We start from the raw sequence: 13804 nt of genomic DNA on the forward strand, positions 1-13804 counted from the left end.
TCGGACGGCGCGCCGAAAGAAAAGACCGTCGGGGCGACACCCCGGGGTCGATGGCTCCGTACGCGACACGTTGTCATCCCATGTCGGGAGCAAAGGACAGTTAGCCCGGCGCGCCGAACGGCGACGTATGGACGCAGCACTCATCATCCTCGACGGGTGGGGACTCGGTGACCACGACCGCCGCGACGCAATCAAGGCGGCGGACACGCCGAACTTCGACCGCTACCGCGATGCGGGAGCCTTCGGGACGCTCATCGTCGACGGCCGGCGCGTCGGTCTCCCGGACGGCCAGATGGGCAACAGCGAGGTCGGCCACCTCAACATCGGGGCCGGCCGCGTCGTCAAGCAGGCGTACACCCGCATCGGCGACAGCATCGACGACGGCTCGTTCTACGAGAACGACGCCATCACGGCCGCCTACGACCACGCCGACGAACACGACGGGCGCGTCCACCTCATGGGCCTCGTCTCCGACGGCGGCGTCCACTCCGACCAACAGCACCTCCACGCGCTCATCGAACTCGCCGCCGACCGCGGCGTCGAGGCCGTCACCCACGCCTTCACCGACGGCCGCGACACCAGCCCCACCGGCGGCGAGGAATACCTCTCCGACCTCGAAGCCGTCGCCGACGAGCAGGGCACCGGCGGGGTCGCCACCGTCTCCGGGCGCTACTACGCGATGGACCGCGACCAGAACTGGGAGCGCACCAAGCGTGCCTACGACGCCATCGTCGAGCGCGAGGCGGAGTGGACCGCCGAGACGGCCGTCGACGCCGTCACCGAGTCGTACGACCGCGGCGACACCGACGAGTTCGTCGAGCCGACCGTCGTCGACGACGCGCCCGCGCTCGAAGACGGCGACTCGGTCGTCTTCTTCAACTTCCGCGCCGACCGCGCGCGACAGCTCGTGCGGATGCTCTGCGACATCGAGCCCGTCTGGGAGTTCGAGACGACGCCGCCGGAGGTGCTCATGACGACGATGACGCAGTACGACAAGACGTTCGATGTGTCCGTGGCCTACCCGCCGGAACAGCCCGAAGACACGCTCGGAGAGGTGCTCGCCGGGGCGGACATGACGCAGTTGCGCATGGCCGAGTCGGAGAAGTACCCCCACGTCACCTACTTCCTCAACGGCGGCCGCGAGGTCGAGTTCGACGGCGAGATTCGGAACATCGTCGAGAGCCCCGACGTGCCGACCTACGACCTCCAGCCCGAGATGTCCGCGAGAGAGCTCACCGACACGGCTATCGACATTATCCAGTCCGACGACCCGAACGTGATGGTGCTCAACTACGCCAACCCCGACATGGTCGGCCACACCGGCGACTACGAGGCCGCCATCGAGGCCGTCGAGGCCGTCGATGAACAGCTCGGGCGGCTCGTCGAGCGCGTCCGCGCCCGCGGCGGCCACGTCTGCATCACGGCCGACCACGGCAACGCCGACGACATGGGCACCGAAGACGACCCCCACACGGCCCACACGTTCAACCCCGTCCCGTTCGTCTACCTCGCGGCCGACCGCGACGACGAGGGGGCCGCGGAGAACGACGCCGAGGGCGAGCACGCCGACCTCGACCCCGACCACCCGCTTTCGGGCGGCCGGACCGTCCGCGAGGGCGGCTCGCTGTGCGACATCGCGCCGACCATCCTCGAACTCGTCGGCGTCGACCAGCCGTCCGCGATGACCGGCGAGTCGCTGTTAGAATAGGTCGCAGTCGGTCGCGTGCCCCGCTCGATTCGCATCTTCTCCTACGCGCCCGACCCGCTTCGGTAGCGGCGGTACGCGGTCGGGACGAGCATCGACACGCCTGCGATAGCGGCGAGGACGACGAACTCCGGGCGGACGGCCGCCGCGAGCGAGTCCGTCGTGAGCGTCTCGACGGACGCGCCGGCGACGACGCCCGCGACGGCCCACGGAAGCTCCCCGGCGGCGGTCCCGAGCACGAACGCGCCGAGTCGGACGTTGGCGACGCCCGCCGCCACCGACACCACGTCGGAAGGAATCGGCAGCAGACGGCTCGCGGCCACGCCCTTCACCGACCCCGTCTGTTCGACCGTTCGCTGGCCGATGTCGGCAAATCTGGTCGCGCCCCGGTAGCGCCGCGCGAAGAGGAACGGCGGGACGCTCGTGAGGACGATGAGCGCCAGCGCGAACGGGACGCCGACCGGGCCGAGCCCGTAGCCGACGACGAGCGCGAGGAGCGTCGTCGGCCACGCGAGAAGCGGGCGGACGAGCGCCAGCGCGCTCACGACGGCGACGAGTCGCACGGGGTCGGCGGCGACCCACGTCGCGCGCGCGATGACGGCGTCTGGCGACGCGAACAGCAGACCGGCGACGACGGCCGCGAGCGCGAGGCCGGCGGCGAGACGCGGACGGGGCACGGAAGCTCTGGAGTCGGTCGGCGCGCCGCGACCAAACGCTTTGTGCTTCGGAGGGCTTTAGCCCGCCCCCGTTCGAGTGGCTCCCGAACCGTGACCGAGCCCACACGCGACGAGCGCGTCGAACTCGCGCTCGACCTCCTCGCGCACCTCGAAGCCGACGAACTCTCCCTCGCCGAGGTCGTCGACCGCATCGAGACGGTCACCACGGACCCGACGCTCACCCGCGACATCCTCGACGCGGCGGAGCTTCGCGGCATCATCGAGCGCGAGGGCGGCCGCATCCGTCACAACCGCGGCGGCACGTTCGTCAGGTTCGAGAGTCAGGTCGTCCAGCGCGAGGGCGACTTCGACTGCCGCCGCTGCGGCGCGTCCATCTCGACGGGCCACTTCGTGCGGTTCGACTCCGGCGAACTCGGGCCGTTCGGCTCGTCGTGTGTGAGAAAAGTACTCGGGCGGGAGTAGGTCGCCGCGGTCGCCGCCGGTCGCGCGACCGCGTTACCGCCCGCGGCGAAGTTCTTCGATGAGCTGTTCGACCAGCTCCTGCTGGTGGCGAATCTGCTCGCTTTGGGCCTCGACGACCTCGCGGAGCGACTCGACTTCGGCAGCGAGAGCGGCGTAGTCGGCGTCCGCGGTGGCGGTATCGCCCGCCTCGGACTCGGCGGCCGATTCGAAGCCCGACCCTTCGAATCCGAGGTCGTCGGCGCCGGCGACGTTGCCGGACGACTGCTCGGCGGCCGGCGATTCGGCGGCCGACTGGGTCGTCGCGGCCTCGGCCGCCTTCGCTTCCGCCACCGCGCCGGTCGCGGCGGCAGCCTCGGCGGACCCGGTGGACTGGTTCCGAGCAGCCTGCTGGGTCGGCTCGGCGGACGCGGAGTCCTCGGAGCGAGTGGCGTTCGCCGGCTCGTCGGATAGCTCGCCGGGGTTCGCGCTCAGCGGGTCAGGGCCCGCGCCGAAGTCGGTGTTGTCGCGGCCGGCGTCGTCGGCGGACTCGGCGTTCGCCCGGGCCTTCTCCATCTGGACGCGGAACTCTTCGAGGCTGCCGACGCCGTGGTAGTCACACAGCGCCCGCGCGAGTTTCTCGCGAACGAGCCGCGCCTGTTCGTTGGGGATCTTGAACCGCTCTTGGCGGCCGTTGACGGTGAGTACGACCGTCGTGGCGACGCTTCCCGACTCGAATTCGAGGTCGGTCACGTCAGCGAAGCGGTACGCCTCGTAGTCTTCGTCCCAAACTGCGCTCCCGATGTGTCGGACGACGCGGGCGTCGGTGATGACGAACGTGAGTTCGCTGAACCGGAACGCCTGAACCAGACGCTCGCCGTCTTCGTCGGTCACGCCGGCGGCCGACAGGACGCCCTCGACGACGGGCTGGAGCGCGTCGTCGAGGCGCTTCGTCGACAGCGAGAACGTCTCGCTCCCGTCGAGACCGTAGTCCAGCGATATCTTCGCTTTTCGTCGCCCCTCCTTGACGGACAGTTGCTCGGCAGCGTGCGAGAACTCGTCGACGGACTCGTCCGAGAGGAGGCCTTCGGCCCGATAGACGAGCGTCCGCGTCGGAGTTACAAACAGTTCGTCCTCGCCCCCGAGGTGGACGCGGGTCACCACGTCTTCCTCTCCGAGGACGGACTGGACGATCTCCGGTTGGCTCATGCGTGTGTGCACCCGGTGTTGGGACATAAATCCGCGGGTGATGACTCGAATCGAGTGCCGTGGTGACTCGTCCCGCGGTCGTCGGAGATGAGAAGCTTAAATACAACCAGTACACAACGGGAAGTTGAGCCCGGGTGGCTTAGCTGGACATAGCGCCGCACTCATAGGGTTTCACAATCGGTGCGGAACGCCTTGGAAGCCTCCGCCCCCCGCGAGGTCATGCCGGCCTCGCACCTGGGACATGCGGAGATCGTGGGTTCGGAGCCCACCCCGGGCATTCTTCGATTTCAGTACGTGATTGACTAATACGTGCATCGCAATGCCGTCGCCTGATTCTTCACTTCGATACGGGTTCGTCTGAAACGGGCGGCTCCGTTAGGTGTCGGCGGAGCTCCGTGTCGCTTCAATCCCACAAGGGTTCGTCTGAAACGGTCGGCCACGTAGTCGCGGCTGCGCTCCCGCTCGCGGCTTCAATCCCACAAGGGTTCGTCTGAAACCACCGTTCGACCCCGGACGTGCCGCGAAGTTGTAGCTTCAATCCCACAAGGGTTCGTCTGAAACTCGCGGTCGTAGGTGAACAAGTCGCCGTAGTCCACGCTTCAATCCCACAAGGGTTCGTCTGAAACGCGGTTTTGGCGCGACGTGCGGATTTGTTTTAGCTGGCTTCAATCCCACAAGGGTTCGTCTGAAACTGTCCGCTACCTGCTCGCCGACGGCGGACAAGTCTCGCTTCAATCCCACAAGGGTTCGTCTGAAACGATTCACGGGGTCGCAGAGTGGCGCTCGCGGGAGGTGCTTCAATCCCACAAGGGTTCGTCTGAAACCGATTCGCTCCGGTGGTTCCTGAAGCGCGGCGGGAACGCTTCAATCCCACAAGGGTTCGTCTGAAACCGGGGCGCGTCGCTGTCGCAGTCGGCGGTAAAGCGGCTTCAATCCCACAAGGGTTCGTCTGAAACGTACGTGGCCTCTCGTCCGGGCGGTCGGCATCCTTGGCTTCAATCCCACAAGGGTTCGTCTGAAACGCNCCACAAGGGTTCGTCTGAAACGTACGTGGCCTCTCGTCCGGGCGGTCGGCATCCTTGGCTTCAATCCCACAAGGGTTCGTCTGAAACGCTCTTGGAGCGGCTCAACCAGACGCCGTGGGAAGCCGCTTCAATCCCACAAGGGTTCGTCTGAAACGACGTGAGTCCTAACGCGGGGAGAACGAGAGCCATTGCTTCAATCCCACAAGGGTTCGTCTGAAACGCACGCGTTCGGTGCCCGTCTCCGAGAGCCACTGGCTGCTTCAATCCCACAAGGGTTCGTCTGAAACACCACTTCGACACCATCGTCCCCGGCGCGCAGTTCGCTTCAATCCCACAAGGGTTCGTCNATCCCACAAGGGTTCGTCTGAAACACCACTTCGACACCATCGTCCCCGGCGCGCAGTTCGCTTCAATCCCACAAGGGTTCGTCTGAAACGGGCGTTTGCGAAGCTCGCGTCGTCGTCGAACCGGCTTCAATCCCACAAGGGTTCGTCTGAAACGACAACGCGAGCGACGAGCACCGCGCGCTCCTGGAGGCGCTTCAATCCCACAAGGGTTCGTCTGAAACGGCGCTTCGGGCGCTCGATGTCCGCGACCTGCACCCTGCTTCAATCCCACAAGGGTTCGTCTGAAACGTGGGATTCGTTCGTCCATCTCTAATACCGACTATTCTGCTTCAATCCCACAAGGGTTCGTCTGAAACACACGCCAAACCACCGACTAACCGAAGAACCACCAGCTTCAATCCCACAAGGGTTCGTCTGAAACCCGACTCTCGAAGGAGTCCAGAGACGAACTAAGAGAGCTTCAATCCCACAAGGGTTCGTCTGAAACACGAGATTGAACGTGATAGCCCACAGAGTACCGAATATGCTTCAATCCCACAAGGGTTCGTCTGAAACCAGTCTATCAACGTGGTGCGGCACTAACGCAGTGTGCGCTTCAATCCCACAAGGGTTCGTCTGAAACACGGTGAATTTGGCAACCGGAGTGTCGCCCCCCTGACCGCTTCAATCCCACAAGGGTTCGTCTGAAACTTCCGGGCAGGTGAGAGTGCATGAGTAACACCGATTCGGCTTCAATCCCACAAGGGTTCGTCTGAAACACCAGTTCGTCGTTGCGATGGGCGGCAACGGCGTCGGCTTCAATCCCACAAGGGTTCGTCTGAAACTCGTCCGCGACCCCGACTCCGACTACGAGCGCGGCTTCAATCCCACAAGGGTTCGTCTGAAACGACTGCCTCGGCCCCTTCGGGCGAGTAACCGTTTTTGCTTCAATCCCACAAGGGTTCGTCTGAAACCACCGAGTAGCCCAATGGCACCAACGCCGCTGTAGACGCTTCAATCCCACAAGGGTTCGTCTGAAACCCGCGAGCGGCGCGCCCGCCGGGCGTACACGCGATGCTTCAATCCCACAAGGGTTCGTCTGAAACACCCGGGCCAATGGCCGACGTGATAGTCCCAGACTCGCTTCAATCCCACAAGGGTTCGTCTGAAACTCTGTACCGAAGACCCCGTAATCCGTGTCGTTAGGGCTTCAATCCCACAAGGGTTCGTCTGAAACTGGCGGGGTATTCGACGGACGTGAGGACCGAAGTCGCTTCAATCCCACAAGGGTTCGTCTGAAACGTTCATCAAGTGGTTCCTGTCCATCGACGGGGCGGCTTCAATCCCACAAGGGTTCGTCTGAAACCTTCGAGGGCGCGGCTGTTGGCTTGGCTTAGGAGACCGCTTCAATCCCACAAGGGTTCGTCTGAAACTGCGACGACTCGAACGGCATCACCATCAGCTACGAGAAGCTTCAATCCCACAAGGGTTCGTCTGAAACTCTCCCATATGTGGGGCAACACACCAATGTCAAATGCTTCAATCCCACAAGGGTTCGTCTGAAACGGGTGTCCAACGCGCCGCCCGCCACCTAAAGGAGTGGCTTCAATCCCACAAGGGTTCGTCTGAAACGCAGAGAGGGACTGTGACGGCCGAGAGCGAGTACGAGCTTCAATCCCACAAGGGTTCGTCTGAAACTCGTGCCTAGAGTCGAGTCGACCTACCTCCAGTACCTGCTTCAATCCCACAAGGGTTCGTCTGAAACCATCCCGAATTCACGGGTACAATGACGTGTATCACCCGAATTCAAAAGAGTGTTTCCGTCGACCCTCAATTCACCCGCAACCCCCGGGGGGTCGACGAAAACGTCGGTTCGTCACTGGCACTGTCGAGAACCACTCTCTCGGGCAGTCGTCACGCGGTCGGCTCGTCCGCGGGGCGCGGCCGCACGCCGAAAAAATTCGAGGGGGAGCGTCGAGAGCGCTAGTCGAGCGGGTCGTCGAGTTCGCCCATGACCGCTTCGAGGGCGTCGGTCGCGGTGAGGAGGCCGACGACCTCGCCGTCCCGCAGGACGAGCGCGAGTTCCTGGTCCTCGGCTTGGAACTGGTCGAACGCGTCGCTGACGTTCGTGTCGGCGGCGAGCGTCATCGTCGGCGCGGCAATCTCGTCGAACGAGCGCTCGCCGGCGCGGAGCGCCTCGAAGTTGTCGATGATGGAGGGCGCGTAGACGACGCCTCGGAAGTCGGTGAGCGACTCACCGACGAGCGGGAAGCGGGTGTGGGGTGTGTTCCGAATCCGCTCGAAGTTCTCGCCGGGCGTCGCGGTCGTCGAGAGCGCGACGATGTCGTCGCTTGGAATCATGATTTCGCTGATGGAGAGTTCGTCCACGTCGAGCGCGTTGAGCACCTCGTCGCGGCGCTCCTCGGGGAGTTCGCCCTCCTGAAGCAGCGAGTCCAGGCGCTCGCGGAGTTGGCCGCGGGATTCGATGACGTCGGTCTCGGTTTCGAGCCACGCGCCCGTCATCTCGATGCCGAAGAGCTTGAGCGTCCACTTGGCAACCCAGTCGCCGAACTTGATGAGCGGCGAGATGGCGACGTAGAACCAGTGCAGCGGCGTCGCACCGTAGCGACAGACCATCCGGGAGCGCTCGACGCCGAGGTACGTCGGCGTCTGCTCGCCGTGGGTGAGGTGCAGGAGATTGATAATCAGGTAGGCGATGAGCGCGCCGGCCCCGATGGTCGCGAGCGTCGTGCCGGCGAACAGCGGCTCGAACAGCGCCGCCAGGGCGGGCTCGGCGACGATACCGACGGCGATGCTCGACGCCGTAATTCCGACCTGACAGGTCGTGAGATACAGTTCGAGCTCTTGGGTCATCTCCCAGGCGCGTTCGAGCCGAGAGTCGCCGTCGACGAACTCGGACTCGGTGAACTGTCGGGCGCGCGTCAGCGCGAACTCGATGGCCACGAAGAAACCGTTCGCGAGGATGAGGAGTACCCCCGCGACGAGTCGTATACCGATCTCTGTTGGGTTCATCTGTGTCGGTGTCCCGTCCGTTCGAGCGCGACCGGTTAGAAAGCATCGGTCGTCCGAATATATATGTAACCAGTTGTCGGGAGTTGGTTATACATTGAGGAAAACTGCTGTTCTGATAATCTTGTCGGGAAGGTTAATGTCGCGGCCGACAGACGACCATGTGAATGACGAGTCGAGAACTCGACGCGCTGGACAGGCGGATACTGTACACGTTGCAGGCGGAGGCGCGCCGCACGTCGTCGACCGACATCGCTGACTCGCTCGACGCCTCGGCGAGCACCGTCCGGAACCGCATCCAGCGGCTCGAAGCCGACGGGGTGCTCCGCGGCTATCACGCCGACGTGGACTACGAGCGGGCGGGCTACCAGCTGTACACACTTATCGTCTGTACGGCACCGATTCCGGAGCGCGAGGAACTGGCCGAGGCCGCCGCCGCGGTTCCGGGCGTCGTCGAAGTACAGGAGGTGATGACCGGCGAGCGGAACGTCATGGTCCGGGCCATCGGCGTCGACGGCGACGACCTCAGCCGCATCGGCGAGGAGTTAGACGAACTGGGCCTCCGCGTCTCCGACGAGGATCTGATTCGGAACACCCACCGGAGCCCGTACGCGAAGTTCGGGGATGGCGACGAGTGACCGACTGCACGAGCGGCGACACGCCGTCTCGTGGGGGAGTTCGCCTCGTTTCGTCTCCGGTGACGCGGTTCCCGAACCACCGGTACAGCTTTGATAGGTGATAACGAACTGGTAATCGCCGTTGTCAGAGACCCTCCCGTTCGCGTCGGTCTCTCGCCGACCGAATGCCCCCCACCACCACCATCACCACCAGAGCGGTTCAACGCGCTCCGACAACGGGTAGACGCAGCTGCAACAGCATCGCGCGGTCGAGGTCCCCGCACTCGCCGCGTGGTACGCTACGTGGTTTCACCGGACGACCGCCCCCGGTCGTTCGCTTCCGACGGCGTCCACGCCTCGGTTGTTCGTTCTCTAACGCCGTTTGTGACTCGTTTGTGACTCGTGAGCGACGCGCCCGCCGGTCGAGAGTCGCCGTCCGAGCGACTCGGGTGGGGGGCCTCCGCCGCGCCGAGTGCAGCGGTGTCGTCGCACTGTCCGAGACTGCCGGCACCGGGTTGGACCGAGTCGGCCCGAGCCGAACTGGACCGGGCCGGACCGGGCTGAACCGGACCGAGCTGGACGGAATCGAACGACGGGGCGAATCTGCGAGTGACGCTGCCGACGGCAGTAAGGGATATGTCGGTCGCGTCCTACGAACCCTCGTATGGACGACGACGCCGGACGGAACGCGTGCGCTATCGAATCCCCGAAGGGCAGACCCTGCCCCCTCTGCGGCACGTCGATGGACTACCGCCACTGCAAGTACGTCTGCCCGGAACACGGGGTCGTCTACGATTGCAGCGACACGTTCTGGTAACGAAAACTGACAGAAGCCGCCTGAGATGGAACCGTCGCGAAGTCGGGGGATTCGCGGGTTGATTTCACGACGGCACGAAGCGTTATGTCGGCGGCGGCCTAACAAACGGCCGTCCTCCCCGGTCAGTTCAGTTGGTCCCGAGTCGGACGCGCCCACGCACACGAAACGATGCTCAACGAATCACAGGTCGAGGCGGGAAAAGACATCCAACAGCGGACGGGAAAGACGTTTTACTTCGCGACGCGGCTCCTTCCGGAGCGCGTCAGACACGCCACGTACGTCCTGTACGCGTTTTTCCGCGTCGCCGACGAGGTCGTCGACGCCGAGGAGACCGCGCCGCCGGCACAGCAACGCGACCGGCTCGAACGCCTCCGCGCCGAGGCGCTCGGCGAGGTCGAGACCGACGACCCCGTCCTGTCGGCGTTTGCCGAACTCAGAGCGCGCTACGGTATCGACCCCGACGACGTGAACATCTTCATCGACGCGATGGAGTCGGACATCGAGAAGGACCGCTACGAGACGTACGCGGAGTTAGAGACGTACATGGACGGGTCGGCCTCGGCGGTCGGCCGGATGATGACCGCCGTCATGCGGCCCGCCGACCCCGAGGCGGCGCTCCCGCACGCGACGGCGCTCGGGCAGGCGTTCCAGATGTCGAACTTCCTCCGCGACGTGGGCGAAGACGTGGTCGAGCGCGACCGGGTCTACCTCCCGCAGACGACGCTGGACCGCCACGGCGTCGACACCGAACAGATTCTCGACCTCGACTTCGACGAGCGCGTCGCCGACGTGATGCGCGACGAACTCCGCCGCACGGAGTCGCTGTACCGCGACGGCGTCGCCGGCATCGAGTACCTCCCGGCGGACTGCCAGTTCCCGGTGTTGCTGTCGGCGGTGCTGTACGCCGACCACCACCGGTCGATTCGAAAGCTCGACTACGACACCCTCACGACGACGCCCGAACTCGGCTTCGGCCGGAAGCTCACGCTCCTCGCGAAGACCGCGGCGTACTGGGCCGTCTGGCGCGACCCCGTGGCCGTGTTCAAAGCCGTCAGCGTCGTCCCGTACCCCGACGACGACGAACTCGACGCGGAGTTCGGCCCCGGCTCGACGCCGGTCGACCACTCGCGGCGGAGCGGACGCGTCTCGGGGTGGCTTCGGTCGCTGAACCGCTGGGGCTCGGACTGACGGCGTAATTTCTCCGCGAGTGAAACGGTTTACTGGGTGGGCGACGGAGTCCTCCCCATGTACCGCGTCACCCTCGATACCCGGTTAGACTGTCCGCTGGGACGGGTGACCGCCGCGCACGACGTGACGCTTACCACGCCGTACTGGAACCTCTCGCCCGAGACGGGCCGGTGTGACCTCTGGGTCGAGGCCTCGTCGCCCGGGCGGTCGCAGTTGGAGTCCGGCATCCGCGCGCTCAGAGACGCCGACGGCGTCAGCTATTTCGAACTCAAGCGAAAGCGCGGCTCGCACGCGACCGCCCACGTGGTGCTCGAAGAGACGGTCGCCATCGAAACGGTCCTCGCCAACGGCGGCGCGGTCATCGGCCCGCTCCGCGACAGAGACGGCTGGGAGCGGTGGCATCTCGGGTTCGCCGACGCCGACGCCGCGGCCGACACCCTCGACTCGCTCGACCGTCGCTACGAACTCGCCGTCGTCGAGCAGACGCCGCTCGGAGACTCGCTTTCGGCCGACGTCTTCCGGAACTTCGACGAGGCCGCGACGCTCCTCGACGGCTGTGCCCGACTCACCGACGCCGAGTCGGACGTGCTCCGAACGGCGGTCGAACACGGCTACTACGAGACGCCGAGAGGGGAGTCGCTCGCCTCTCTCGGTGACCGCTGCGGCGTCTCCGACGTGGCCATCTCGAAGACGCTCCGCCGCGCTGAGCGAAAACTCCTCGGGGCTGCCGTCTCCGCGCTCGCCGGCCTCGATGGGTTCGATGCCGATTCCGACCCCGACCCCAACTCCGATTCCAGCTCCGACCCCGACCCCAATTCGACGAACGCGCGACTCGACGGCGGGGGTTAGCATCCTAACCCTCCGGTTCTCGGGGGTCGCCGGCGTAGCTCTCGGTGATGAGCGCACACGCCGACGCACCGCTCTCGACCGCCGGCGGACCGAAGCCGACACCAGAGACGCACCCACAGACCGCTGCCCAGCGCGCGCCGACGACGTTGCTGTCTCCCATCTTCACGCGCCATGGTCGGTGAGTCGCTTCCCGCCGGTCGCTCTCGGAGCGCCGCCCTGTTCGTCGTCTTGGCGGCGCTGTGGGGCGGAGCGTACCCCGCGGTGACGCTCGGGCTGGAATCGTTCCCGCCGATTCTGTACGCCGCGCTCCGACTCGACATCGGCGCGGCGCTCCTGTTGCCGTACGCGGCGTGGCGCGCCGACTACTGGCGACCCCGGACGAGACGCGATTGGGCGGTCGTCGCCGCGGCCGGGCTCCTGTCGCTCGCGGGGTATAGCGCCCTCCAAAACATCGGTCAGCAGAGCGTCCCGAGCGCGGTCGCGTCGGTGCTCGCGGGGTTGATTCCGATACTGACCGTCGGCTTCGCGAAGCTGTGGCTTCCCGACGAGCGGTTCGGCCCGGTCGAACTGCTCGGCGTCGCCGTCGGCTTCCTCGGACTCGTCGTCGTCACCGACCCGGAGCCGGCGAACCTCCTCGGAGCGAACGCGACGGGACAGGCGATACTGGTGCTCGCCGCGGCGGCGTTCGCGCTCGGCGGCGTGCTCACCCAGCGAATCGAGACCGACCTGCCGTTCGCCGCCCAGACCGCGTGGGCGATGGTCGTCGGCGCCGCGGTGACCCACGTCGCGAGCGCCGCGAGCCCGACCGAGTCGCTGGCGCAGGTCGACGTGTCGCTGGCTGGCGTCGCCGGCCTCGTCTACCTCGGCGTCTTCGCGAGCGCGGTCAGTTACCTGCTGTACTTCTCGCTGCTCCCGCGGCTCGGCTCGGTCGAACTCAACCTCGTCACCTACGCCGTCGCCGGCTTCGGGACGGTGTACAGTTGGCTCCTGTTCACGGAGCCCGTGACCCCGGCCACGCTTCTCGGCTTCGGGCTCATCCTGCTCGGCTTCGGCCTGCTCAAGTGGAAACGACTCGGGGCCGTCTACCGTGGCCGGCGTCGCGGCGTCGAGTCGGACTGAGGGACGGCACAGGAGTCGCGCCAGACGAGCACGAGCGCGAGCGATTCCCGGCGCTCAGGAGCGCCACGGCAACCGCCGCGGGAGTCGAAGCAGCCGCGAGTCGAACCGGTCCGTTCTGAGCAGTCCGACCCCGAACAGCGCCGCGACCGCGACGGGTATCCAGTTGCCGAACCACGCGTTGATGCCGCCCCAGAGGATGACGAAGCTCACGAGGTCGTCGAGCATGAACTCCGTGCGGTCGAGCCGCGCGAGGAGCGCCTCGCGGTCGAACGACCGGTCGAGCGCGACGACGGCGACGGTCGCGCTGACGACCCAGCCGGCGTAGTTCGAAAGCGGGACGCCGTAGAACAGGCGCGCGTCGTCGGCGAGGCGGTAGTACTCCCAGAAGCCGAGCGCGACCGCGCCGGGGTCGAGCACCACGTCCATGGCGAGGACGGCCGCGATGACGACGCCGAGGCGGACGGCCCCGTTGCGGGCGCGGTCGCCCAGCAAGAGCAGACACAGCAGGTAGGCGTTCATCACGAGCGGGATGAAAAACACCGGCAGTCCAACGGGGACGCCGGCGACGGTCGGTCCGAGGTCGACGCCGTAGTGGAACCAGCCGTAGGGCCAGCCCGTGGTGACGCCGGTGTACTCGATGGCGTAGGCGTAGGCGGTGAGCGCGCCGACGCCGAGGGCGGCCCGGCGCGTCACGAGCGGGAGGACGCCCACGATGAGCGGCGAGCGCATCACGAGCGTCCCGAGGAGGATGAGAAACGCGTTGAACGCCAGCGGGTCGGGGAGCCACCCCATCGCGCTGGCGAC

The 13804-nt window shown here is 65.9% G+C and carries 12 protein-coding genes, 1 tRNA gene and 1 CRISPR repeat array; of the genes, 8 read left to right on the plus strand and 5 right to left on the minus strand.

Annotation, left to right across the window (positions count from 1 at the left end; translation table 11 throughout):
* The first annotated feature begins 127 nt into the window (after window positions 1-127).
* Window positions 128-1708, plus strand: a complete 1581-nt coding sequence (gpmI, locus tag C458_RS11175) for a 2,3-bisphosphoglycerate-independent phosphoglycerate mutase (RefSeq protein WP_008575770.1) — start codon at window positions 128-130, stop codon at window positions 1706-1708.
* Between the two features lie 41 nt (window positions 1709-1749).
* Here gpmI and C458_RS11180 read toward each other — a convergent pair whose 3' ends face one another.
* Entirely contained in the window at window positions 1750-2382 is a 633-nt protein-coding gene (locus C458_RS11180) for a TVP38/TMEM64 family protein (protein ID WP_008575771.1), read from the minus strand.
* 90 nt (window positions 2383-2472) lie between these two features.
* Here C458_RS11180 and C458_RS11185 point away from each other — a divergent pair, with 90 nt between their 5' ends.
* Window positions 2473-2844 (plus strand): DUF5830 family protein, encoded by a 372-nt coding sequence (locus C458_RS11185; protein WP_006601439.1) that lies wholly within the window; start codon window positions 2473-2475, stop codon window positions 2842-2844.
* Between the two features lie 33 nt (window positions 2845-2877).
* Here C458_RS11185 and C458_RS11190 read toward each other — a convergent pair whose 3' ends face one another.
* On the minus strand, window positions 2878-4029 hold the full coding sequence (locus C458_RS11190) for a hypothetical protein (protein WP_008575772.1): 1152 nt from the start codon (window positions 4027-4029) through the stop codon (window positions 2878-2880).
* Between the two features lie 128 nt (window positions 4030-4157).
* Between C458_RS11190 and C458_RS11195 the strand changes: the two genes are divergently transcribed.
* Window positions 4158-4306, plus strand: a tRNA-Met gene (locus C458_RS11195).
* A gap of 57 nt (window positions 4307-4363) precedes the next feature.
* Window positions 4364-7145: direct repeats of the CRISPR family, unit length 30 nt; unit sequence GCTTCAATCCCACAAGGGTTCGTCTGAAAC.
* Between the two features lie 218 nt (window positions 7146-7363).
* On the opposite strand, the gene C458_RS11200 is transcribed toward C458_RS11195, so the two are convergent.
* On the minus strand, window positions 7364-8413 hold the full coding sequence (locus tag C458_RS11200) for a CNNM domain-containing protein (protein ID WP_008575774.1): 1050 nt from the start codon (window positions 8411-8413) through the stop codon (window positions 7364-7366).
* 164 nt (window positions 8414-8577) lie between these two features.
* Here C458_RS11200 and C458_RS11205 point away from each other — a divergent pair, with 164 nt between their 5' ends.
* The 4 genes from C458_RS11205 (at window position 8578) to C458_RS11215 (ending at window position 11881) form a co-directional block, all read left to right on the plus strand.
* Complete coding sequence (locus tag C458_RS11205; RefSeq protein WP_004042506.1) at window positions 8578-9048, plus strand: Lrp/AsnC family transcriptional regulator; 471 nt, start codon at window positions 8578-8580, stop codon at window positions 9046-9048.
* A gap of 643 nt (window positions 9049-9691) precedes the next feature.
* Window positions 9692-9844: an HVO_2523 family zinc finger protein gene (locus tag C458_RS18485; protein WP_008575776.1), complete on the plus strand. Its 153-nt coding sequence runs from the start codon at window positions 9692-9694 to the stop codon at window positions 9842-9844.
* 168 nt (window positions 9845-10012) lie between these two features.
* Entirely contained in the window at window positions 10013-11032 is a 1020-nt protein-coding gene (locus C458_RS11210; protein WP_008575778.1) for a phytoene/squalene synthase family protein, read from the plus strand.
* 57 nt (window positions 11033-11089) lie between these two features.
* The gene (locus C458_RS11215; RefSeq protein WP_008575779.1) at window positions 11090-11881 is read left to right on the plus strand and encodes a helix-turn-helix domain-containing protein; all 792 of its coding nucleotides are present in this window, start codon (window positions 11090-11092) and stop codon (window positions 11879-11881) included.
* A gap of 4 nt (window positions 11882-11885) precedes the next feature.
* On the opposite strand, the gene C458_RS18265 is transcribed toward C458_RS11215, so the two are convergent.
* Entirely contained in the window at window positions 11886-12041 is a 156-nt protein-coding gene (locus C458_RS18265) for a hypothetical protein (RefSeq protein WP_160162997.1), read from the minus strand.
* Between the two features lie 11 nt (window positions 12042-12052).
* Between C458_RS18265 and C458_RS11220 the strand changes: the two genes are divergently transcribed.
* Complete coding sequence (locus C458_RS11220) at window positions 12053-13000, plus strand: DMT family transporter (protein WP_008575781.1); 948 nt, start codon at window positions 12053-12055, stop codon at window positions 12998-13000.
* A 54-nt stretch (window positions 13001-13054) separates the two neighbouring features.
* Here the strand turns inward: C458_RS11220 and cruF are convergent.
* A partial coding sequence (cruF, locus tag C458_RS11225) for a bisanhydrobacterioruberin hydratase (protein WP_008575783.1) occupies window positions 13055-13804 on the minus strand: 750 nt, incomplete at its 5' end.

Source organism: Haloferax sp. ATCC BAA-644, assembly GCF_000336975.1.
GTDB classification, from domain to species: Archaea; Halobacteriota; Halobacteria; order Halobacteriales; family Haloferacaceae; genus Haloferax; species Haloferax volcanii.

What these genes read in the sequence shown, in the direction of transcription:
- gpmI (WP_008575770.1), top strand. Translation starts at nt 128, where the DNA reads ATGGACGCAGCACTCATCATCCTCGACGGGTGGGGACTCGGTGACCAC.
- C458_RS11190 (WP_008575772.1), bottom strand. Translation starts at nt 4,029, where the DNA reads ATGAGCCAACCGGAGATCGTCCAGTCCGTCCTCGGAGAGGAAGACGTG.
- C458_RS11200 (WP_008575774.1), bottom strand. Translation starts at nt 8,413, where the DNA reads ATGAACCCAACAGAGATCGGTATACGACTCGTCGCGGGGGTACTCCTC.
- C458_RS11205 (WP_004042506.1), top strand. Translation starts at nt 8,578, where the DNA reads ATGACGAGTCGAGAACTCGACGCGCTGGACAGGCGGATACTGTACACG.
- C458_RS18485 (WP_008575776.1), top strand. Translation starts at nt 9,692, where the DNA reads ATGGACGACGACGCCGGACGGAACGCGTGCGCTATCGAATCCCCGAAG.
- C458_RS11210 (WP_008575778.1), top strand. Translation starts at nt 10,013, where the DNA reads ATGCTCAACGAATCACAGGTCGAGGCGGGAAAAGACATCCAACAGCGG.
- C458_RS11215 (WP_008575779.1), top strand. Translation starts at nt 11,090, where the DNA reads ATGTACCGCGTCACCCTCGATACCCGGTTAGACTGTCCGCTGGGACGG.
- C458_RS18265 (WP_160162997.1), bottom strand. Translation starts at nt 12,041, where the DNA reads ATGGGAGACAGCAACGTCGTCGGCGCGCGCTGGGCAGCGGTCTGTGGG.
- C458_RS11220 (WP_008575781.1), top strand. Translation starts at nt 12,053, where the DNA reads ATGGTCGGTGAGTCGCTTCCCGCCGGTCGCTCTCGGAGCGCCGCCCTG.